Origin of the sequence: Roseovarius carneus (genome assembly GCF_020141465.1) — a bacterium.
Lineage (GTDB): Bacteria > Pseudomonadota > Alphaproteobacteria > Rhodobacterales > Rhodobacteraceae > Roseovarius > Roseovarius carneus.
Map to the genome: position 1 here is coordinate 2448563 of NZ_JAHSPD010000001.1, position 19534 is coordinate 2468096.

At 60.9% G+C, this 19534-nt stretch carries 21 protein-coding genes and 3 tRNA genes; 8 read left to right on the top strand and 16 right to left on the bottom strand.

All coding sequences use genetic code 11. From position 1 onward, the window contains the following. Positions 1 to 47: 47 nt before the first annotated feature. Genes KUD11_RS12170 through dusB form a run of 3 tightly spaced genes read right to left on the bottom strand, consistent with a single transcriptional unit; the run spans position 48 to position 3483 of the window. Complete coding sequence (locus KUD11_RS12170) at positions 48 to 1406, bottom strand: response regulator (protein WP_109384427.1); 1359 nt, start codon at positions 1404 to 1406, stop codon at positions 48 to 50. Positions 1407 to 1408: 2 nt separating this feature from the next. Beyond that, the gene (locus KUD11_RS12175) at positions 1409 to 2500 is read right to left on the bottom strand and encodes a two-component system sensor histidine kinase NtrB (protein ID WP_109384426.1); all 1092 of its coding nucleotides are present in this window, start codon (positions 2498 to 2500) and stop codon (positions 1409 to 1411) included. Continuing rightward, positions 2497 to 3483: a tRNA dihydrouridine synthase DusB gene (gene dusB / locus KUD11_RS12180; protein ID WP_109384425.1), complete on the bottom strand. Its 987-nt coding sequence runs from the start codon at positions 3481 to 3483 to the stop codon at positions 2497 to 2499. The genes KUD11_RS12175 and dusB overlap by 4 nt, the downstream gene beginning before the upstream one ends. A gap of 161 nt (positions 3484 to 3644) precedes the next feature. Here dusB and KUD11_RS12185 point away from each other — a divergent pair, with 161 nt between their 5' ends. From KUD11_RS12185 to KUD11_RS12195, 3 genes are read left to right on the top strand one after another with little or no spacing between them, the layout of a single operon-like run. Further along, positions 3645 to 4775 (top strand): bifunctional 2-C-methyl-D-erythritol 4-phosphate cytidylyltransferase/2-C-methyl-D-erythritol 2,4-cyclodiphosphate synthase, encoded by a 1131-nt coding sequence (locus tag KUD11_RS12185; protein ID WP_109384424.1) that lies wholly within the window; start codon positions 3645 to 3647, stop codon positions 4773 to 4775. After that, a complete protein-coding gene (locus KUD11_RS12190; protein WP_109384423.1) occupies positions 4772 to 5269 on the top strand; it encodes a phosphatidylglycerophosphatase A family protein in 498 nt (165 codons plus the stop codon). The genes KUD11_RS12185 and KUD11_RS12190 overlap by 4 nt, the downstream gene beginning before the upstream one ends. After that, positions 5266 to 5739: a CinA family protein gene (locus tag KUD11_RS12195; protein WP_109384422.1), complete on the top strand. Its 474-nt coding sequence runs from the start codon at positions 5266 to 5268 to the stop codon at positions 5737 to 5739. The genes KUD11_RS12190 and KUD11_RS12195 overlap by 4 nt, the downstream gene beginning before the upstream one ends. On the opposite strand, the gene KUD11_RS12200 is transcribed toward KUD11_RS12195, so the two are convergent. Further along, on the bottom strand, positions 5727 to 6176 hold the full coding sequence (locus KUD11_RS12200; protein ID WP_109384421.1) for a type II toxin-antitoxin system RatA family toxin: 450 nt from the start codon (positions 6174 to 6176) through the stop codon (positions 5727 to 5729). The genes KUD11_RS12195 and KUD11_RS12200 overlap by 13 nt on opposite strands. 128 nt (positions 6177 to 6304) lie before the next feature. On the opposite strand from KUD11_RS12200, the gene KUD11_RS12205 reads away from it, so the two are divergent. Beyond that, positions 6305 to 6487, top strand: coding sequence for a hypothetical protein (locus tag KUD11_RS12205; protein WP_109387857.1), 183 nt, complete (start codon positions 6305 to 6307; stop codon positions 6485 to 6487). 57 nt (positions 6488 to 6544) lie between these two features. Here the strand turns inward: KUD11_RS12205 and KUD11_RS12210 are convergent. Beyond that, positions 6545 to 6621: transfer RNA gene (locus KUD11_RS12210), tRNA-Asp, on the bottom strand. A gap of 177 nt (positions 6622 to 6798) precedes the next feature. Here KUD11_RS12210 and KUD11_RS12215 point away from each other — a divergent pair. Then, complete coding sequence (locus KUD11_RS12215) at positions 6799 to 7182, top strand: thiol-disulfide oxidoreductase DCC family protein (RefSeq protein ID WP_109384420.1); 384 nt, start codon at positions 6799 to 6801, stop codon at positions 7180 to 7182. A 250-nt stretch (positions 7183 to 7432) separates the two neighbouring features. Here KUD11_RS12215 and KUD11_RS12220 read toward each other — a convergent pair. The 4 genes from KUD11_RS12220 to KUD11_RS12235 all read right to left on the bottom strand — a co-directional run bounded on the left by KUD11_RS12220 (position 7433) and on the right by KUD11_RS12235 (position 8810). Continuing rightward, positions 7433 to 7508, bottom strand: a tRNA-Val gene (locus KUD11_RS12220). Between the two features lie 52 nt (positions 7509 to 7560). Then, on the bottom strand, positions 7561 to 8139 hold the full coding sequence (locus KUD11_RS12225; RefSeq protein ID WP_109384419.1) for a histidine phosphatase family protein: 579 nt from the start codon (positions 8137 to 8139) through the stop codon (positions 7561 to 7563). Between the two features lie 35 nt (positions 8140 to 8174). Further along, positions 8175 to 8249: transfer RNA gene (locus KUD11_RS12230), tRNA-Val, on the bottom strand. Between the two features lie 18 nt (positions 8250 to 8267). Continuing rightward, positions 8268 to 8810 (bottom strand): HU family DNA-binding protein, encoded by a 543-nt coding sequence (locus KUD11_RS12235; RefSeq protein ID WP_224380222.1) that lies wholly within the window; start codon positions 8808 to 8810, stop codon positions 8268 to 8270. 138 nt (positions 8811 to 8948) lie between these two features. Between KUD11_RS12235 and KUD11_RS12240 the strand changes: the two genes are divergently transcribed. Further along, complete coding sequence (locus tag KUD11_RS12240) at positions 8949 to 9170, top strand: hypothetical protein (RefSeq protein ID WP_146190819.1); 222 nt, start codon at positions 8949 to 8951, stop codon at positions 9168 to 9170. A gap of 108 nt (positions 9171 to 9278) precedes the next feature. Here the strand turns inward: KUD11_RS12240 and KUD11_RS12245 are convergent, their stop codons facing one another. Further along, positions 9279 to 10838, bottom strand: coding sequence for a helicase HerA-like domain-containing protein (locus tag KUD11_RS12245; protein ID WP_109384417.1), 1560 nt, complete (start codon positions 10836 to 10838; stop codon positions 9279 to 9281). Between the two features lie 494 nt (positions 10839 to 11332). Between KUD11_RS12245 and KUD11_RS12250 the strand changes: the two genes are divergently transcribed. Further along, entirely contained in the window at positions 11333 to 11959 is a 627-nt protein-coding gene (locus tag KUD11_RS12250; protein ID WP_109384416.1) for an invasion associated locus B family protein, read from the top strand. Positions 11960 to 12062: 103 nt separating this feature from the next. Here the strand turns inward: KUD11_RS12250 and KUD11_RS12255 are convergent, their stop codons facing one another. Genes KUD11_RS12255 through KUD11_RS12270 form a run of 4 tightly spaced genes read right to left on the bottom strand, consistent with a single transcriptional unit; the run spans position 12063 to position 16265 of the window. Beyond that, entirely contained in the window at positions 12063 to 13274 is a 1212-nt protein-coding gene (locus KUD11_RS12255; RefSeq protein WP_109384415.1) for a beta-ketoacyl-[acyl-carrier-protein] synthase family protein, read from the bottom strand. Next, the gene (locus KUD11_RS12260) at positions 13271 to 13528 is read right to left on the bottom strand and encodes an acyl carrier protein (protein ID WP_109384414.1); all 258 of its coding nucleotides are present in this window, start codon (positions 13526 to 13528) and stop codon (positions 13271 to 13273) included. The genes KUD11_RS12255 and KUD11_RS12260 overlap by 4 nt, the downstream gene beginning before the upstream one ends. A 30-nt stretch (positions 13529 to 13558) precedes the next feature. Next, positions 13559 to 14650 (bottom strand): UDP-3-O-(3-hydroxymyristoyl)glucosamine N-acyltransferase, encoded by a 1092-nt coding sequence (lpxD, locus tag KUD11_RS12265; RefSeq protein ID WP_109384413.1) that lies wholly within the window; start codon positions 14648 to 14650, stop codon positions 13559 to 13561. 28 nt (positions 14651 to 14678) lie between these two features. Continuing rightward, entirely contained in the window at positions 14679 to 16265 is a 1587-nt protein-coding gene (locus KUD11_RS12270) for a L,D-transpeptidase family protein (protein ID WP_224380224.1), read from the bottom strand. 379 nt (positions 16266 to 16644) lie between these two features. Between KUD11_RS12270 and KUD11_RS12275 the strand changes: the two genes are divergently transcribed. Beyond that, positions 16645 to 17211, top strand: coding sequence for a YcbK family protein (locus KUD11_RS12275; RefSeq protein WP_109384411.1), 567 nt, complete (start codon positions 16645 to 16647; stop codon positions 17209 to 17211). A gap of 97 nt (positions 17212 to 17308) precedes the next feature. On the opposite strand, the gene lipA is transcribed toward KUD11_RS12275, so the two are convergent. Next, on the bottom strand, positions 17309 to 18256 hold the full coding sequence (lipA, locus tag KUD11_RS12280; RefSeq protein ID WP_109384410.1) for a lipoyl synthase: 948 nt from the start codon (positions 18254 to 18256) through the stop codon (positions 17309 to 17311). Positions 18257 to 18440: 184 nt separating this feature from the next. Beyond that, a complete protein-coding gene (locus KUD11_RS12285) occupies positions 18441 to 19415 on the bottom strand; it encodes a LysR substrate-binding domain-containing protein (RefSeq protein WP_109384409.1) in 975 nt (324 codons plus the stop codon). Between the last annotated feature and the right edge of the window lie 119 nt (positions 19416 to 19534).

Below are 19534 nucleotides of genomic sequence, written 5' to 3' on the forward strand. Positions count from 1 at the left end.
GGCCTCACGGGGCACTGCCCCAGATTTGCCACAGGCCTGTTGCGGTTTTACATCAATTTGCGACGGCGTGTCACGTGAATATCAAGATCAAGAATTTTCTTGCGCAGCGTATTGCGATTGATGCCCAGAAGATCGGCGCATTTGGCTTGATTTCCGCCCGTGGCATCCAATGCAATCTCGATAAGCGGCATCTCCACCTCGCGCAATATTCGTGCGTAAAGCCCATCCGGCGGCAGCATCGCGCCGTGCAGATCAAAGTAGCGCTGCAAATGCCGCGCGACCGAGGCCGAAAGCGTGCCGCCCGCATCTTCATCCATCGCCGGGACGGCGGCGGGCTGACTTCCCAGAACGCTTGCAACCTCGTCGCGGGTGATGTCCCCCGAGCGCGCGGTGAGACCGATCCGGCGCACTGCATTCTCCAACTGGCGGACATTGCCGGGCCAGCCATAGGCGCGCATCACTGCCTGTGCATCAGGGTGGAATTTGCGTTCGCCTGCGCCAGACGCGGCCTCACGCCCCAGAAAATGCGCGCACAGAAGCTCGATATCCTCGACCCGGTCACGCAGGGCCGGAACCTCGATCATCGCACCGCTGAGGCGGTAATAGAGATCATCACGCAATGTGCCGGGCGTGCTCAGCTGGCCCTGAGACGTGGCCATGAAGCGCGGCATGTGATCACCCGGCGCGTCCATCATCCGCACCACACGGCCCTGCGCATCCGCATCCAGATCCGAGATTTCGTCCAGCACGATCGTGCCCCCGCGCGCCCGCGCCATGACGCGGGCAGGCCCTTCAAGGTCTTGTAGATCTACCGGCGTTACGGTCACAAAAGGCAAGGTGCGACGATCCGAGAAATCGTGAATGGCGCGGGCGATCAGCGATTTTCCGGTGCCGGATTCGCCGGTGATCAGCACCGGAAGGTCCGCATTAATCACTTTGGCCACCACACGGTAGAGCATCTGCATTGCGTCGGTCTGGCCAATCAGAGGCAATTCCTCTGGCCGCTCCTCGGGGGTCTGCACCCGCGAGGCCCGCGCGTTGCGCCGGCTTTCCAAGGCGCGAGCCGTGCGCTTCATCAAATCGGGCAGATCGAAGGGCTTGGGCAGGTAATCATAGGCCTCGGCCTCGGCGGCCTGAATGGCCGTCATGATCGTGTTTTGCGCGGAGATCACGATCACCGGCATGCCGGGGCGATCCTGCGCAATCTTGGGCAGCATCTCCAGCCCGTTGCCATCGGGCATGACCACATCCGAGATCACCACATCGCCGCGCCCCTCCGCCACCCAGCGCATCAGCGTGGTGAGCGATGAGGTCGCATGCACTTTACACCCCGCCCGCGTGAGGGCCTGCGTCAGAACCGTGCGGATCGTGCGGTCGTCATCGGCGACCAGAACCGTGCCATCCATTCTCAACTCTCCTTTTTGGGTGTGGGGATTTTAGGTGTGGGGGCCAGCGGCAGCGAGATGCGAAACACCGTCCGCCCTGGCGCAGAGTTGACGGAAATCCAGCCGCCATGATCCGAGATTATCTTCGCCGCGAGCGCAAGGCCAAGCCCGGTGCCATTCTCGCGGCCCGATATGAAGGGCTCAAATATGTCGCCCGCAATCTCGGGCGGCAGGCCGGGGCCGTTATCAATCACCTCGATCTGAAGCGGCAGGGCTTGCTCCTTCCCTTGGCTGTTTCGCAGGCGCAAGGAATGCTCATAATAGGTGTGGAGTCGGATCGTGCCGCCCCCGCCGCCCGCCGCCTCGGTGGCGTTTTTCAGCAGGTTTTGAAGCACTTGCACCAGCATATCCGCATCCCCGAGCGCTAGGGGCAGCGATGGGTCGTAACGCTCCTCAATGGTCATTTCAGCCGCCACACCCAGAAGGGCCGAGCGGCGGGCGCGGTCCAGAACGTCATGGATGTTGACCGGGCCAAAGCTGGGCGCACCGACATTGCCGAACTGCTCCACCTGATCGAGAAGCGCCACGATCCGGCGGCTTTCGCTCACGATAAGATCGGTCAGCTCAAGGTCATCGCCGCGCAAACCCATCGACAAAAGCTGCGCCGCCCCCGTGATCCCCGCCAGCGGGTTCTTAATCTCATGGGCCAGCATTTCGGCCATGCCAATGGCGGATTTCGCGGCGGATTTGACCGATTTACCCTGACTCAGCCGTCCAGCCATTTCGCGCGGCGAGATAAGCATCAGCATCATACCGGGATGACCGGACAGCGGCGCGATTTGCAGGTTGCATTGCAAAGGCGCGCGGCTGCCCGTGCCCACATCCACATCATTCACGAAAAGCGGCGCCTCATTACTGCGCGCGCGGGCAAATGCTTGCTCAAGCGGCGCATCCACCATCAGCGTGTCCCAGATCGGCAGGCCCTCCGCCGCGCGGGTCGAGGTGTTGAAAAACCCCTCCGCCGCCGTGTTGAGCCGTGCAATCCGGTCCTCCCTATCCAGCAAAAGCGCAGGCACCGGGAGCGAGGACCAGATCGCGTCATTCATAGCGCTCATGCAGCCTGCCTCAGCTCGGATACGGCTCCGGGGATGAGGCGCAAAACCTGCTCTGGCGCGGCGCTCGTGAGGATTTCCTTGCGCAAGGCTTGCGGCGCATCAACGAGATACCAGCCCAGATGTTTGCGCGCCACGCGCAGGCCAAGCTTGGGGCCATAGAAGGCGAGCATTGCCTCGTAATGCTCTGCGATCATGTCGGAAAACCGCGCGCCGCAAGGCGCATCAGGCGCGGGTGTGCCGAAAAGATCATGCGCAAGCTCAGCCAATATCCAAGGCCGCCCTTGCGCGCCGCGCCCCACCATGATGCCATCTGCGCCCGATTGTACAAGCGCCTGCCGGGCCGTCTGCGCATCCACGATATCGCCATTGGCGACCACGGGGATGTGCACCGCGTCCTTGACCGCGCGGATCGCGGCCCAATCAGCGTGGCCCTTGTAGAACTGACAACGAGTGCGGCCATGGATGGTGATCATCGCAATGCCAGCATTTTCGGCGCGGCGCGCCAGATCGGGCGCATTGAGCAGCGCATCATCCCATCCCAACCGCGTCTTGAGCGTCACAGGAACGTCCACCGCCCCCACCACGGCCTCGATCAGGCCAAGCGCATGGTCAAGATCCTTCATCAGCGCCGAGCCCGAGGCGCCTGCCCCGCTTGCGCTCGTCACCTTTTTGGCCGGACAGCCCATGTTTATGTCGATGATCTGTGCGCCATTGGCAGCAGCGATGCGCGCCGCTTCGGCCATCCAATGCGCCTCGCGCCCCGCGATCTGCACCGCGCTGGCCCGCGCCCCAAAGCCAAGCTCGGCCTTTTCGCGCGCCCCTCGGCGAGCCTGAACCATTTCCTGACTGGCGATCATCTCGCTCACGACAAGACCTGCGCCAAAGCCCGCCACCAGATTACGGAACGGCAAATCCGTGATTCCCGCAAGAGGTGCCAGCAGGACAGGCGGATCGAGACTATGGGTCTTGAGGTCGAGCGGCATTCGCCTAATCCTTGAGCAGTTGAGTGATTTTTATCCTTCACAAGGCAGTTTATCAATGTGTGCGATGGGTTTGACCTTCTCTAAAATACCTATTTGCACAAAATTTAGACATATGCCGATCCCATTGCACCCCGCCCGCTCTGCGCGGTAAACCTGCGGATATGACATGTGCCGCCATCATCGTGGCCGCCGGGCGGGGCAGCCGCGCGGGCGGCCCCTTGCCCAAACAATGGCAACCCCTTGGGGGGGCGCGGGTCATTGACTGGACGCTCAAGGCCTTTGCTGCCATGCAGGATATCGCCCCTTTGGTGGTGGTGCTGCACCCCGATGATATTGCGGGTTTTAACGCGCCCAATGGGGTGGAAACAGCCCCCGGAGGAGCAACGCGCGCGGCCTCAGTCCTGAGCGGGCTGCGCCATCTTGAAGGGCGCGGCATCACAACGGTGCTGATCCACGATGTTGCGCGGCCTTGCGTCACCTCCACCACGATCCGCGCCGTGCAAAACGCGCTGAAAACAGCGCCTGCTGCCGCCCCCGCCCTGCCCGTCACGGATGCGCTCTGGACCGGGGCCGAGGGCCGTGTGACTGGCACGCAGGATCGATCAGGACTTTTCCGGGCGCAGACGCCACAGGGGTTTCACTTTGATCTGATACTCGCCGCCCATCTGGCCCATACCGGCGGCGCCGCGGATGACGTGGAAGTGGCCCGCGCCGCCGGGCTTGACGTGGCAATCGTGCCGGGCGATGAGGGAAACCTCAAGATCACCCACCAGCCCGATTTTGCGCGGGCCAAGGCACAGCTGCGAGGCGCCATGGATATCCGGATTGGCAATGGTTACGATGTGCACCGGTTTGGCCCCGGCGATCATGTCATGCTCTGCGGTGTGGCCGTGCCGCATGGCCGCGCGCTTCAGGGACATTCGGATGCGGATGTGGGGCTACACGCGCTCACCGATGCTATCTACGGCGCGCTGGCCGAGGGTGATATCGGACGGCATTTCCCGCCCTCGGACCCGCAGTGGAAGGGCGCGCCAAGCGACATATTCCTGCGCCACGCCGTAGAGCTTTCTGCGACAAAAGGCTTTCAGATCAGCAATCTGGACCTCACTCTTGTCTGTGAGCATCCCAAGATCGGGCCGCACGCGCCTGCGATGATTGCCCGAGTGGCCGATATCTGCGCGGTGGAGCCATCGCGCGTGTCCGTCAAAGCCACCACATCCGAGCGACTGGGCTTTACGGGCCGCGAAGAAGGCATCGCCGCAATTGCAACGGCGGCGCTGGTTGCGCCATGAAACTGCCTGAGATCATCGGCACGGTTGGCGGGGTTGGCTACCTGAAACCCGCGCCTGGCACATGGGGCTCTCTCGCGGCGTTGCCGCTGGCGTGGCTCTTGCATGTGGTTGCCGGGCCGTGGCTATTGGTGTTCGCGATTGTTGCCGGATTTATCAAAGGCCTATGGGCCACATCTCATCTAATAAAAGGGCAGGAAAACCATGACCCTGCCTATATCGTCGTGGACGAGGTGGTGGGTCAATGGATCGCCATCCTGCCCCTGTCGATCGGCGCGGCCCATGCCGGGGTCTCCATTCTGGCGCTCTGGCCGGGCTGGATCGCGGCCTTCGTTCTGTTTCGCTTTTTCGACATCACAAAACTTGGCCCCATCGGCTGGGCAGATCGGCGCAAGGGGCCTCTGGGCGTCATGCTGGACGATGTGATCGCGGGTGTCTTTGCTGCCATAGGCGTCTTGATTTTCGCAGGGATTGCCCACGGATTGCTGGGCATATGACCGCGCGCGCGGTTCTGGACGCCGCCCGGTCGCGGAGCGTGATGATCACCGCCGCCGAGAGCTGCACCGGCGGTATGGTTATGGCCGCGCTTACGGATACCCCCGGCAGCTCTGCCGTGGTGGAGTGCGGTTTCGTCACCTATTCCAACGCGGCGAAACGCGAGATGTTGGGCGTTCTGGAGGCCACTCTGGAGGCCCATGGTGCAGTCTCCGAGGAGGTTGCGCGCGAAATGGCGGCGGGCGCGCTATCTCGGTCAGGCGCGGCGCTGTCCGTGTCGATCACCGGAATTGCCGGTCCCGGCGGGTCCGAGCACAAGCCAGAGGGGCGGGTTTGCTTCGGTCTGGCGGATGGCAAAACGGTGCGGAGCGAGACGCAAGAGTTCGGCGCGCTTGGCCGGGCAGAGGTCAGGATTGCGGCGCGGGATCATGCACTGGGGCTGCTGTTACGCGCGCTTACTCAGCGCGCATAAAGCGTATCTGCCCGAGCCTCAAACGCCCGCACGATCCGCTGCATCGCCTCGTAGAAGAAGAGCCCCGCTGCGGATTGCAAAAGACGGTTGCGAAACTCGAAATCCACGAAGAACCGCACATCACAGCCGCTTTCGGTATCTACAAATTCCCAATTGGAAATCATATGCTTAAACGGCCCATCTAGATATTCGGTGTCGATCTTGCGCGCTTCGGGCCAAAGCATGACCCGGCTGGTGAACCGCTCGCGGAAAACCTTGAAGCTGACCACCAGATCGGCCTCCATCAGCACCGCCCCTCCTGGCTGCGCGACCTCGCTGCGCACGCGCGCGGCGGCGGTCCAGGGCAGGAACTCAGGATACTGCCCCACATCGGCAACAAGGTCATACATCTGCTGCGCCCTATAGGGCAGCTGGCGGGATTCGGAATGTGTGGGCATGACGGGACACGCTCCGGCTGTGACAAGGCAATGAGGCGTGGTATGTCATGGGAAACGCAGAAGTTTCAAGAGGCCCAGATGCGTCACCTGACCGCGCCGCCCTGCCCCCGAGCCCAAAGGACCGCCCCGTGAACACCCGCTTTCTGTTGCGCATGGCCCGTTGGGCGCAGAATCCACCCAGCGCAAGCCGCGTGAAATTCGTGCTGGGGATTGTGGTGCTGTGCTTGGGGCTTTTTGCCTATGAGCAGATCTTTGGCTGGCCCGAGGCGCTGATCCCGGACCGCGACGTGCATCGCGGCTACAAGCCCTGAAGCCTGCTCCATCATGAGATATGCAATAGTCTTGTGTCACATTGGATGGGGGGAAAGTGGCGCGGTTGACGGGGCTCGAACCCGCGACCCCCGGCGTGACAGGCCGGTACTCTAACCAACTGAGCTACAACCGCGCGTGGGGGTGGGATAGGCGAAGCGCGCGCGCCCGTCAACGCCCAAAATTGCCCTCCGGGCCATTCTTTTTGCCCAGCTTTTGATTTTCTATCCCGCAGCTTTCGGGCGCGGGCTGGCTGGCCCGGCTGCGGCGGTTTGACCATGGTCCCGCGCGGCTTTTGCCATATCTATGGTACATGACAGATGATACCCGCGTTCTTTACAATGGCGATTGCCCCGTGTGCAGTTACGAGATTGGCCACTATGCCGCCTATAGCGGGCGTGAGGGGCTACCTATCCGGTTTGAGGATCTCAACACGGCCGAGTTGCATGATTGGGGGCTGACCCCGGACTTGGCCGCGCGACGGCTCTATCTGCTCAAAGACGGGCAAATCTATTCAGGCATCCCAGCCTTCATTGTCCTGTGGCGTGACATGCCGCGCTATCGCTGGCTGGCGCGGGTGGTCGCGGTGTCGGGCGTGCATTGGGCCGCGTCTTTTACCTATGATTACGTGCTGGCACCTTTAATTTATCGTTGGCACAGGCGGCGGCAAAGGCGGATGGCGGGGCAAACGCTTTAGAGCGCTCTCGGGGTTTGCGGGAGACGCCTGTTAGTGGTTGGGTGTGTATGGGTGTTTGCTTTGCAGACGGCTTCATCCGCTCTCGGCATTTGCTATGCAAACGCCTGCCGCTGGTTGGGTTAGATTGGGGTTTACGGGGGCGTTTGCTGTGCAAACGCCTTTGACCCGCTCTCGGCATTTGCTATGCAAACGCCTGCCGCTGATTGGGTGAGTTTGGGGCGTACGGGGGCGTTTGCTGTGCAAACGCCTTTGGTGGGTCGTGAGAGACTCGAACTCCCGACATCTTCGGTGTAAACGAAGCGCTCTACCAACTGAGCTAACGACCCGTCCAGAGCAGGTCTTAGCCGGGCTGGCGTGACCTTGCAAGCCCATGTGGGTTCATATCCCGCGCGCCAGATCGAACCGCCGCTCAGACCCGCCGCTCAGCGCGTAAACACAACCTTGTCCGTTGCTCAGGTGGCTGAGATCGGTCCGCGAAAGGCCCATAACCTGCCCGCGCAGCACCTGCCCCAGCATCCCGTGTGCGACGATGATCGCGGGCGCGTCCAGATCGCTCAGGAACGCGGCGACACGCGCCTCAAGCCCCTCCCAGCCCTCGCCGCCGGGCGCGGACGTGTATGTATCAAGCTCGGACGAGCCCTCCGGCAAACCGGCTTTCAGCGCGCCTTCCCATGCGCCTGTATCAATCTCACTCAAGCGCGGATCGTCGCACCACTGCACACCGGGCAACGCCAAAGCTGCGGTCTGCTGCGCACGGCCAAGGGGGGAGACGTAAATCCCGCCGCCCGCGGCCAACACCTGAGGGATAATCGGCACCATCAGCCGAGCCTGCATCCGCGCCTGAGCAAGGCCCAGATCGGTCAGAGGAGAATCAAGCCCGCCCTGAATACGCCGCGCAAGATTCCATTCCGTCTGACCATGGCGCAAAAACCATATATCGGGGTACTTTGCAGTCATCAGAGGACGGCCTTAGTAACGTAGTCTAGGGAAAATGGTGGGTGATAAGAGATTTGAACTCCTGACATCTTCGATGTGAACGAAGCGCTCTACCACTGAGCTAATCACCCGTGCCGCAGTTTCTAGCGTCACTCCTGCTCGTCTGCAACAGGTTCTTTGCCCGGCCCGGCGCGGACGCCTTGAGGCTTGGGCTGGCGGATCTTGGCGACGATAATGCGCGCGGCGGGCGTGTCTTTGATCCGGTTGTGCTTGAGCTTGCCAAAAGGTTGCAGGTTCAGCGCGCGCCCTTCGGCAATCGCCTCGCCAAGAACTTCGAGCATGGCCTCGATCACGGGCTTGGCGTGTTTCTTCGCCACGTCCGAGCGCTCCACAACTTTCGCCATAAGCTCTTGTTTTTTCATCTCGGGATTGCTGTTTTCGGGGGATGTGTCATCGGATATGCCCGCACCCATCGCATCTTGCGCCGCCACAGGCGGCTTGGGGATGAGGCCCGGCGTGGGCTTTTTGGCGACTTGCGCGCCCGGCGTAGGCTTGGCAGAGGGTGACGGCGGCACAGGCGTGGTGACCCGGCGGGGGTTTTCACCGGATTGCACAGGCTTGGCGGATGCGGCTTTAGTGGTTTTGGGAGCTGCGGGCTTGGTCTTGGCGCCCGAGGATTTACGGCCTGTCATTTGAGAGTCCTCCTGCATTCGCTGCATTATTTATTGCCTGAAAACAAGCTACGCGGCGCGCAGGAAAATGGCTAGCGCCTGTTGACCTTGCTGGAAAACGGTCGGTAAAATAGCAACATCGATGATTGGGGAATTATAATGAAGACTTCTACAATAACACGCGGGCTGACATTGGCCCTCGCTCTTGGGATCACGCTTGCCGTGGCCGCGTCGCCTGCGATGGCCGGGAGCCTGGCCGATCCCATCGTCGCGCCCGAAGTGGTGGCAGAAGCCGCTGTCGAGAGCAGCTCAGATGACTGGCAGGGCATGATTGCCTTGCTTGCGGTTGGGCTTATCCTTGCGGGCGCTATGGGAATCTGAGAGCAGGCTGCCGCCGCTTTCAGAGCCGTGATGCACCGTCCCCTGCCCGCTGCGGGCCGGCGGGAACCTGTGGTCTGTTGATCAGCATGGGCAAGTGGTGCGCCGTTCCTAGCGTCCTTTGAAGAGACCACCAAGGATGCCACGCACGATGCGGCGTCCTGTTGTCCCTTTCATCTCCTTCAACAGCGCATTACCAACAGCCGCGCCGATCTGTGAGCCGAATCCGCCGAGTTCTGGCGCATCCGGGGTCCGCGCCGTTGAGCGCGCCACGCGCTTGCCGGAATACCTCCGCGCTGCGTTAAACTCGCGCTCAGCGATGGATTGCTCCTCTGCCACCGTTTCGGCCTTCAGGGCTTCTTGCGCGGCTTCGCCCGCGCGCTTGGCGAGGATTTCATAAGCCGAGAGGCGGTCAACCACCTCCTCATATTTGCCCGCAAGATGGGAGGCCGCGATGGCGGCGCGGCGCTCGGCCTCGGTCAGCGGCCCAAGCTTCGAGGATGGCGGGCGAATGAGCGTGCGCTCGACAATGCCCGGCACGCCCTTGTCGGCGAGCATGGAGGTCACGGCCTCGCCCACCCCAACATCGCGGATCGCATCCACCGTGCTAAAGCGCGCGTTCGGGCGATAGGTCTCGGCGGCGCGGCTGAGCGCCTTGCGGTCACGCGCGGTGAAAGCGCGCAGCGCGTGTTGAAAGCGGTTGCCCAATTGGCCGAGAATATCCTCGGGCACGTCATCGGGGTTTTGGGTGATGAAATAGACCCCAACCCCTTTGGAGCGGATCAAGCGCGCAACCTGCTCAACCTTATCAACCAGCGCCTTGGGCGCGTCATCAAAGAGCAGATGCGCCTCATCAAAGAAGAAAACCAGCTTGGGCTTGTCCGGATCACCCACCTCGGGAAGGGTCTCGAAAAGCTCGCTCAGGAGCCACAAAAGGAAGGTCGCGTAAAGGCGCGGCGCGCCCATCAGCTTGTCTGCCGCGAGGATGTTGATCCGGCCCCGCCCGTCCGGCGCATGGCTCATGAGGTCCGCAAGCTCCAGCGCAGGCTCGCCAAAAAGGCTCGCACCCCCCTGGTTTTCCAGCACCATCAGCTGTCGCTGGATCGCGCCCACAGATTGCGGCGAGACGTTGCCATAGCGCAGCGAGAGCGTGTCGCGGTTCTCGCCCACCCAAACCAGCAGCGCCTGAAGATCCTTGAGATCAAGCAACGGCATGCCCTGCTCATCGGCCACGCGAAACGCGATGTTCATGATGCCCTCTTGGGCCTCGGTCAGCTCCATCAGGCGGCTCAGCAGGAGCGGCCCCATCTCGGCGACGGTGGTGCGCACGGGGTGGCCTGCCTTGCCGAAAAGGTCCCAGAAGGTGACGGGAAACGCCTCGTATGTGTAGTCCTCAAATCCGATCTTTTCCGCGCGCGAGGTGAACGCACCGTGCAGCTTGAAATCGGCGCTTCCGGGGGCTGCGAGGCCCGAGAGGTCCCCCTTCACATCGGACAAAAACACCGGCACGCCTGCGGCGGAGAACCCTTCGGCGAGGATTTGGAGCGTCACCGTCTTGCCCGTTCCCGTGGCCCCGGCAATCAGGCCATGACGGTTCGCGTATTTCAACAAGAGGCCCTGTGTCTCGTTATAATCCGCGCCGCCACCACCGATAAAAATATGTGATCCCAATGCCCTGCCCCCGGCCCTGCAAAATACATGCCCATTTAGCATACAAACTTAACCATTTGGCGCCAGTATAAACCTCGTTCCGGCCCTTCATGCCCTCTTACGGCTGGAATAATGTCCACCCTGTCAGACTGGCCGCGCCTTCGGGTGCGGCCTTTTTTCTCGGGCCCTTTCTTGGATCTTTTTAGGCTTTTCTTTCGGTCCCAAACGGCATGATTTTGGCTGTTGACGGCGAATCCGTTCTGACCTAGCCTCTCGATCAAACGATAAGTCGGCCAAGTCCGGCAGGGAGACGACGAAAAAGGGGCCTCAATTTAAGGTCCCTTTTTCTATGAAGCCCTGATCGCTAAGACCTTACGGATAGTTGAGAGTTTCACCCGGCCCGGCCCTGCGGATTTCCGCCTTGCGCCGCTGCCTTGCTTAGGATTTTATCCTGACACGTGTCGCGCGCCATGTTAGAGCGCTGCTTGATTTCAAATACACTGGATGGGGACAAAATGCCCAAATCACTTTCCATACTCTCTTTTGCCGCCGCTTTGGCGCTTGGCTCAGCCGCGCTGGCGCAGGAGGCCACAACAGAGGGTGCTGAAGGCACTGCCCCTGCCGCAGAGGCCGCCCCCGAGGGAGACACCTCCGCGTTTGCCACAGGCACCGAAGTTACCGAGGCCGCGAGTCCGAGCTACATCAAAGAGACCTTTGGTGATTGGAGCCTGCGATGCTTCCGGATGCCTGAGGGGCAGGAAGATGCGTGCCAGCTCTACCAATTGCTGCGCGAAGAGGCGGGTAACCCGATTGCTGAATTCAGCCTCTTTCGGATCGCGGAAGGCGGGCCGGCGGTTGCTGGCGCGTCTGTGATCGTGCCTTTGGTCACGCTGCTCCCTGCCGAGCTGAAAATCGCGATCGATGGTGGCACTGCGAAAAGCTATCCCTACCGGGTTTGCACTGAAGTGGGTTGTATCGCGCAGCTTGGCCTGACCGATGCGGATGTTGAAGCGTTCAAGCAAGGGGCCAATGCAACAATCACGCTCGTGCCCGCCCAAGCGCCCGACCAGCAGGTCAATATCAACGTCTCGCTCAGCGGGTTCACCGCAGGGTTTGAAGCAGTCTCGACCTTCGCAGAGTAAGTTCCCAAGAATGAATTTTCAGCGCGGCCCCCCTAATAACGGGCCGCGTTTTGCGTTTCAGAGCGTATCGGTTTCAATTTAATTCGGTTAAATACAAAGCGCTTTAGATGAAGCGGCGCAAGGCCAGAACAGCGTTCAACCCGCCAAAGGCAAACGCGTTCGATAGTGCCACATCCACCTTTGCCTCGCGGGCCACATTAGGCACGACGTCGAGCGCGCATTCCGGGTCTGGTTCCTCATAGCTGATGGTCGGCGCGACGATCCCGTCGCGCAGCGCCATGATACAGGCCAAAAGCTCAACCGCCCCTGTGGCGCCGATCAGATGCCCGTGCATGGATTTGGTCGAGGAGATCATCAGGTTATTCGCGTGCGCCCCGAACACATCGGCCACAGCTGCACATTCGGTTTTGTCATTGGCCGCCGTCCCAGTGCCGTGAGCGTTGATATATCCCACATCCTCGGGGTTCACCCGCGCGTCCTGCATGGCTCCAGCGATGGCGCGTGCTGCCCCTTGTTTGGAGGGCATCACAATGTCAGCGGCATCCGAGGACATCGCGTGGCCAATCACCTCGGCTATGATCTCGGCCCCACGAGCGCGGGCGTGGGCGTACTCCTCAAAGACGAAGATCCCAGCCCCCTCGCCCTGCACCATTCCGTTGCGATTGGCCGAGAAGGGTCGACACGCATCGCGTGACATAACACGCAAGCCCTCCCACGCCTTCACCCCGCCAAAGCACAGCATGGATTCCGACCCCCCCGTGACCATCACCGGGGCAAGCCCGCCATGGACCATCTGAAACGCCTGCGCCATCGCGTGATTGGACGAGGCGCAAGCAGTGGAGACGGTGAAGCTTGGCCCTTTGAGGTTGAATTCCATCGACACATGGCTCGCGGCGGCGTTGTTCATAAGCTTGGGCACGACGAAAGGATGCACACGGTTCTTGCCCTCCTCATAAACGGAGCGGTAGTTTTCATCGAGCGTGGTCATGCCCCCGCCTGAATTGCCCAAGATAACGCCCGCGCGCGCGGCCAACTCACCAGAGAATTCCAGCCCTGACTGGCCAATCGCCTCGCGTGCGGCAATCAACGTGAATTGGGTGAACCGATCATAAAGCGATAGCTGCTGGCGGTTGAACGCGGCCTCGGCGTCATAGCCTTTTACCTGGCCGCCGATGCGGATCGAGAGACGCTCCACATCATGAAACTCCAGCGGGCCGATGCCGCAGCGCCCTTCGCGCATCGCCTCAAGCGTGCTCGGCACATCCCGACCCAGCGCATTGATCGTGCCCGCGCCGGTGATAACGACGCGCTTCACGACTGCTCTTTGATCAGACGCTGGATACCATCCATGATGCTGCGCACCGATGTGATATCGAAATCACTCTCGCTCGGCTCATTGGCGTTGAAGGGAACATTGATATCAAACGCCTCTTCGATGGCAAAGATCGCCTCCACCAACCCTAGACTGTCGATGCCCAGGTCCTCAAGGCTACTGTCAAGCGTCACGTCCGACGGCTCCAGCATGGCCTGATCGGCAATGATGGAAATCACGCGCTGTTCGATATCCATGGCGACCCCCTTTGGTGCGTTGAGGCTGATTTAGTCACTCGCACTCTGGTTGAAAACCGCTTTCTTGAGGCGGTCCACCTCTTTGTAGAGGCGACTGAGGCGGCGCATACCCTTATACATTTCCACATGAGCATCCATTTTCATCGCAGGATAGCCCAGCATGACACGGCCCGCCGGGATATTGCTGAGTACTTTGGTGCCGCCGCCACAGATCACATTATCCCCAATAAAGAGGTTGTCACCGACGCCCACCTGACCACCCAGCACCACGTTGCTGCCAATACGGCTGGAGCCTGCGACGCCGACCAAACCGCACAGAAGCGTATCGGTGCCCACGACCACATTATGCGCGACCATCACCAATGTATCGATCTTCGTGCGATCCCCGATGATCGTGTCACGAATCGTGCCGCGATCAATCGCGGCATTGGCGCCGATCTCCACATCATCGCCGATCCGCACAGAACCCAGCGAATGGATGCGTGCATAGCTTTGCGCCGCAGCATCCCCCTGATCCCCGAGGCTTGCGCGGGCATGCTCCACCTGCGACGGCTCGGGTGTCACGAAGCTGAACCCGTCGCCGCCCAGAACCGCGCCGGGATTGATGATTACGCGCGCACCGATCTTCACACGGGCCGCGATCCGCACGCCTTCGCGGATAAGACAGTCCTCAGCGATCCGCGCATCCGCACCGATGCTGACCTGCGGTCCGATGCGGCAGCCCGCGCCGATCTCGGCACCTGCCCCAATCACGCTGAGCGGGCCGATATGGACGCCCGCCGCGAGTTTGGCCTCGGGGTGAATAACCGCCGTGGGGTGAACACCATCGCCCCAGCCCTCGCCGATATCCATCATCGCGGTGAGATGGGACATCGCATAGCGCGGGCGCGGCGCGATGATCGCCGCCTCCAGCCCGAGCGCCTGCCAATCCGCCCCCTCCCAAAGCATCGCCGCACGTGCAGCGCCCTGCCCCAGCGCTTCCGCATAGGCGGGCTTGGTAGCCAGTGCGAGATCTGTGGCGCTTGCATCCTGAGGTTCGGCCAGAGCCGTTATCTCAATATCTAAAGCGCCCAGAGCTTTCGCCCCGAGCGCCTCGGCAATCTGCTTTACTGTATAGGCCATCTGATCACCCCCGCGTTACGGGGGATATTTAGCCCTGTTGCGCGGTCAGCGAAACCCCTGCTTCGCGCAACGCATCCCAGATACGGCCATCGCGGCCATAGATATCGGGGCGATATTGCGTGTGACCCTTGGCCGAGGTGAAGGCCGTGCGATACATGATATGCACCGGCACCTTCTTATCGAGATCCACGCGGGTCTGGCGTTTGCTGTCCAGAATGGTGTGGAAGAAGGTCTTTGGGTCCACCTCTTGCTTGGCAAGAAGGGCGTAGGCAAATTCAAACGGGTCGGCCAGACGGATGCAGCCATGGCTATAGGCGCGCACCTCGCGGCTGAAGAGGTTTTTGGCAGGCGTGTCATGCAGATAGATGTTGTAGCGGTTAGGGAACATGAACTTCACCAGACCCAGCGCATTGCTGTTCGACGGCGGCTGCTTGAGGTTGAAGGGGAAGGTCCGCGCGGTGTAGGCGCTGAAATTGACATTGGCCCGGCTCACCTGCTGTCCACGTGCATTATAGAGCTTGAGATGGCTCACCGCGTTGCGGTTGCGCTGCATCTGCGGAAGGTATTCGCCCACGGCGATGGAGCGCGGCACGTTCCAAACCGGGTTGATCTCCATGTAATCCATCTCGTCCGAGAATTCCGGGCTACGGCGTTTGTCCGTGTTCTTGCCAACAACGGCGCGGGTCTCGAACGTGACCTGACCATCATCGTAGATGCGGGTAGAGAAATCGGCGAGGTTCACTTTGATGTGGCGCTTGCCGAGGGGCATGTTCATCCACCGCTCACGCTCCATCGCAACCATGATCATCGCCAGACGGTCCTCAGGTCCTTTGTTGATTTCCGTGATCGTCGACGCGCCCGCCGTGCCATCGGCGACAAGCCCGTGGGCAGCCTGGAACTCTTGCACGGCCTGTTGCAACGGCGTGTCATAGACATTGGTGGCGCTGCGCTTGAGATATCCCATCGCCGTCAGGCGGTTGCGCAGAGCGACGACCGCAGCCCCGGTCGCCCCCGGTGCAAGCGTCGTGGCAGGCACTGTGCCCCCCCATCCGCCCGCGCTCATCTGAAGTTCAAGGCGGGTCTTTTCCTTCATCAGCCGCGCATATTCGGCTGATTTAGGTGGCAGGGCGCGGAAAAAGCCGCGCGGGTCGCTTTTGGCGAAGTTAACCAGATAAGAGGTCGGCTCACGCAGGGGCACGTCACGCACCAGATCCTTGTCGATCTTCGAAGGGGTCAGCATCCCGGTCTGCATGTCGCGCGCGAGGCGCAGGAAGGTGCGCGACATCGCCACCTCCACCTTGCCCAGATCCCGCGGCGTCCGGGCCGCTTTCATCTGCGCCATCAGCGCCTCGGCGCCGTATCGCTCTATCGGGAGGCCATGGGCGGTGGAGTTGTTGATCGCTTGCATCAAGGCCTGACGGCGCTTGCGATCCTCATCCGAAGCAGAGGTCCAGATACCCTGATAATTGTTGGCGCGATAAAACTCGGACAGGACGTCGTCACGGGAGGCTGCTTCGGCCACGGCCTGTTTGAAGGCTGTCACCTCGGCGCGCGCATCCTGCGGTGCGGCAAAAACCATGATGAGCGCCATCAGTATGGGCGCAACGGCAACCATGACAAAACGTAGACTCTTGAACGAAGGTGCCGGATGCATTGCGTCCCCCTTGCAGCAAATTGGATATACGGCTCCCGAAGGCCGTAGAGTTCACGATGCTAAACTGCGGATTTATGTCCAATCACATTGCGGTAATTCACCCATTTTGCGTTTGATTGCGGCCATTTCGCAGCACCACACAGCACCAGATTGTGGATTCAGCCACGCTCGCAATAAATTGCGCGGGTTTTCGCCGAAAGGCCTTGCCGAGACAAAAAAGACCTAAACACAGACTTGGTTAGCGATTCTTTATGTGTCATAAGGCAGACTGCATCTGGGGATGACATGAAAAGCACCGTAAATTGCGGGCATAAATAGTGACGGACAGGCGCAGAGTGATATGATGGATTCAAAGAACGGCGTGACGCGACGCACCCTATTGCGCGCTTTCGCGGCAACGGCTCTTGTAGCCGCCCCTACTTACTCCAATGCAACAGGCTTTCTGCGCGGCGCAGGCGACATTCGCCGCCTCAAAATGGTCTCCACCCGCACAGGTGAGAAGATCGACACGATCTACTGGATCGAAGGCGAGTATATTAAAGACGCCGTTAACGAAATTTCCGTCTTCATGCGCGACTGGCGCAGCGATTCCGTCAAGAACATGGATACACGCGCAATTGATATCTGGGCCGCGTCGCACCGCATGCTCGATACGAGCGAGCCTTATACACTTCTCTCCGGGTTTCGCAGTGCGCAGACCAATGCGATGCTGCGCTCACGCTCGCGCGGTGTTGCCAAGAATTCCCTTCACATCAAAGGTCAGGCGGCCGATCTTCGGCTGAAGTCGCGCTCGGTCAACCAGATGGGTAAAGCGGCCGCTGCCTGCAATGCAGGCGGTGTGGGCAAATACTCCCGCTCCAACTTCGTGCATATGGATTGCGGCGTTGTCCGCGTCTGGGGCGGCTAACCAAGCCAGCTTGTTGAGCTAATCCACAAAAAAACCCGCGAAGCTAAGCTTGGCGGGTTTTTTGCTGTGGTGTTTGTAGAATACGCCAGCGGGTGGCTCAGCCAAGCTTGGCCTGCCGCGCGGTCCGCAGGCGGGCAAAATCATCGCCCGCATGATAAGACGACCGTGTGAGCGGCGTGGCAGACACCATCAAGAAGCCTTTGCCATAAGCTGCCTTCTCATAGGCTGCGAATTCCTCAGGAGTGACGAAGCGATCAAGCGCATGATGCTTGGGCGTGGGTTGCAGGTATTGCCCGATGGTTAGAAAATCGATCCCCGCCGCGCGCATGTCGTCCATCACCTGATGCACCGCTTGGCGATCCTCGCCAAGGCCAACCATGATACCGGATTTGGTGAACATCATCGGGTCGATTTCCTTCACGCGCTGCAAAAGACGCAAGGAATGGAAATAGCGCGCGCCCGGACGGACCTCGGGATAGAGGCCCGGCACCGTCTCAAGGTTGTGGTTGAACACATCGGGGCGTGCGGCCACGACCGTCTCGACCACAGCCGGATCGCAATGCAGGAAATCCGGCGTCAGAATCTCGATCGTGGTCTTCGGGCTACGGTGGCGGATGGCGCGGATGGTCTGGGCGAAGTGATCCGCGCCACCATCTTTGATATCGTCGCGGTCCACCGAGGTGACTACCACATGGTTCAGCCCCAGTTTCTGCACAGCATCAGCAACGCGGCCCGGCTCAAACGCATCAAGCCCCTCGGGTGGCTTGCCTGTCGCGATGTTGCAAAACGAACAGGCCCGCGTGCAAACATCGCCCATAATCATCATGGTGGCGTGACCTTGGCTCCAGCATTCGCCCACATTGGGGCAGCCCGCCTCTTCGCACACCGTGACCAGCTTGTTTTCACGCATGATCCGGCTGGTATCTTCATAGCCTTTACCACCGGGCGCTTTGACGCGAATCCAGGCGGGTTTCTTGGGTTGAGCATTGTCCGGACGGCGCGCCTTTTCAGGGTGGCGCTGCTCTGGGATCTTGAGGTCTCGCACGAATTATTCCCCGCGAATGGTTTGGTAACTCTTTGTAACGATAAGCATAGGCGGGGAAAAGTGCCAGTGTTGCAAGTCTGCTATGTGGTCTTGCGTTGCGTTATGAGTGCTCCCGCCCGGGCGGTTTCGGCCGCTCAGTTGTGTTGCCCTCTGGGCGATGAGTGTCAGTGTCCGGCCCGCCGCCCTACCCGGCGGCGGGTCGCGATTTATCGGTGTCGCGTTGCCTGAACGCATCACCGTTCCGCATCTCGCCTACCAAAGCGCCCCCGACACGGGCCAAAACACGCCCCAGATCCGTGAACCACCCGGCCTCCGGCGTGGCGGCCCGGCGCACGAGCACAATTTGGCGGCTTGGCTCCGGGCTTGCAAACCGCGCAAGCTGCATATCCGGCGCACCGCGGGTCTCCGTGCGCGCGGCAAGCTCCGGCATCAAGGTCAGGCCAAATCCCGCAGCGACCAAACGCGTGAGTGTCGCAAGAGACGAGGCGCCCATATCAATCTGCGCGTGCCCCCTGCCCCGACCGCACAGATCAAGCGCCTGATCGGTTAGACAATGCCCATCCTCCAAAAGCAAAAGCTGCGCCCCGCCCAGCCCATCCGGGCGCAACGCCTCAACGCTCGCGCCCAATGCGGCCAGCCGGGCCGTGCTGCCCGCGAGCAAAAACCGGTCTTCAAAAAGCGGCACAGCGCGCAGCCCCTCATCCTCCACCGGCAGCGCCATCACCGCCGCATCAAGGCTACCCTCGGCAAGACCCGCGACCAAGCGGTCGGTTTTGCCCTCCTGCACATGCACATCCATGTTGATGTCAAAACTGCGCAGCGCCTCCAGCGTGCCGGGCAGGATATAGGGCGCAATCGTGGGAATGATCCCGAGGCGCAGACGGCCCGCGCGCCCACCTTGCCAGCGGGCAGTTTCCTCAAGGCTGCGCATCTCGGCGTCGATCCGTTCTGCATGGTCAAGGATGAGGCGGCCAAAGGGGGTGAGAATCACATCACGGCTGCGCCGTTCCACTAATGCCTGCCCAAGCTGCGCCTCCATCTCGCGGATTTGCACCGAAAGTGCAGGTTGTGAGATATTCACCGTCGCGGCGGCGCGGCCAAAATGGCGTTGGGCCGCAAGGGCGCGGAAATAGCGGAGTTGTCGCAGAGTGATGTTCATAATCCAAGGTTATTGCATTACAAAGAAACTGCAATTGGATTTTATCGCGCTAGAGGCGGATAGTGTGTCTTAGAACGGTTCCAAAGGCGTGGTTGCGCCTTTATGATACCGCCAACATA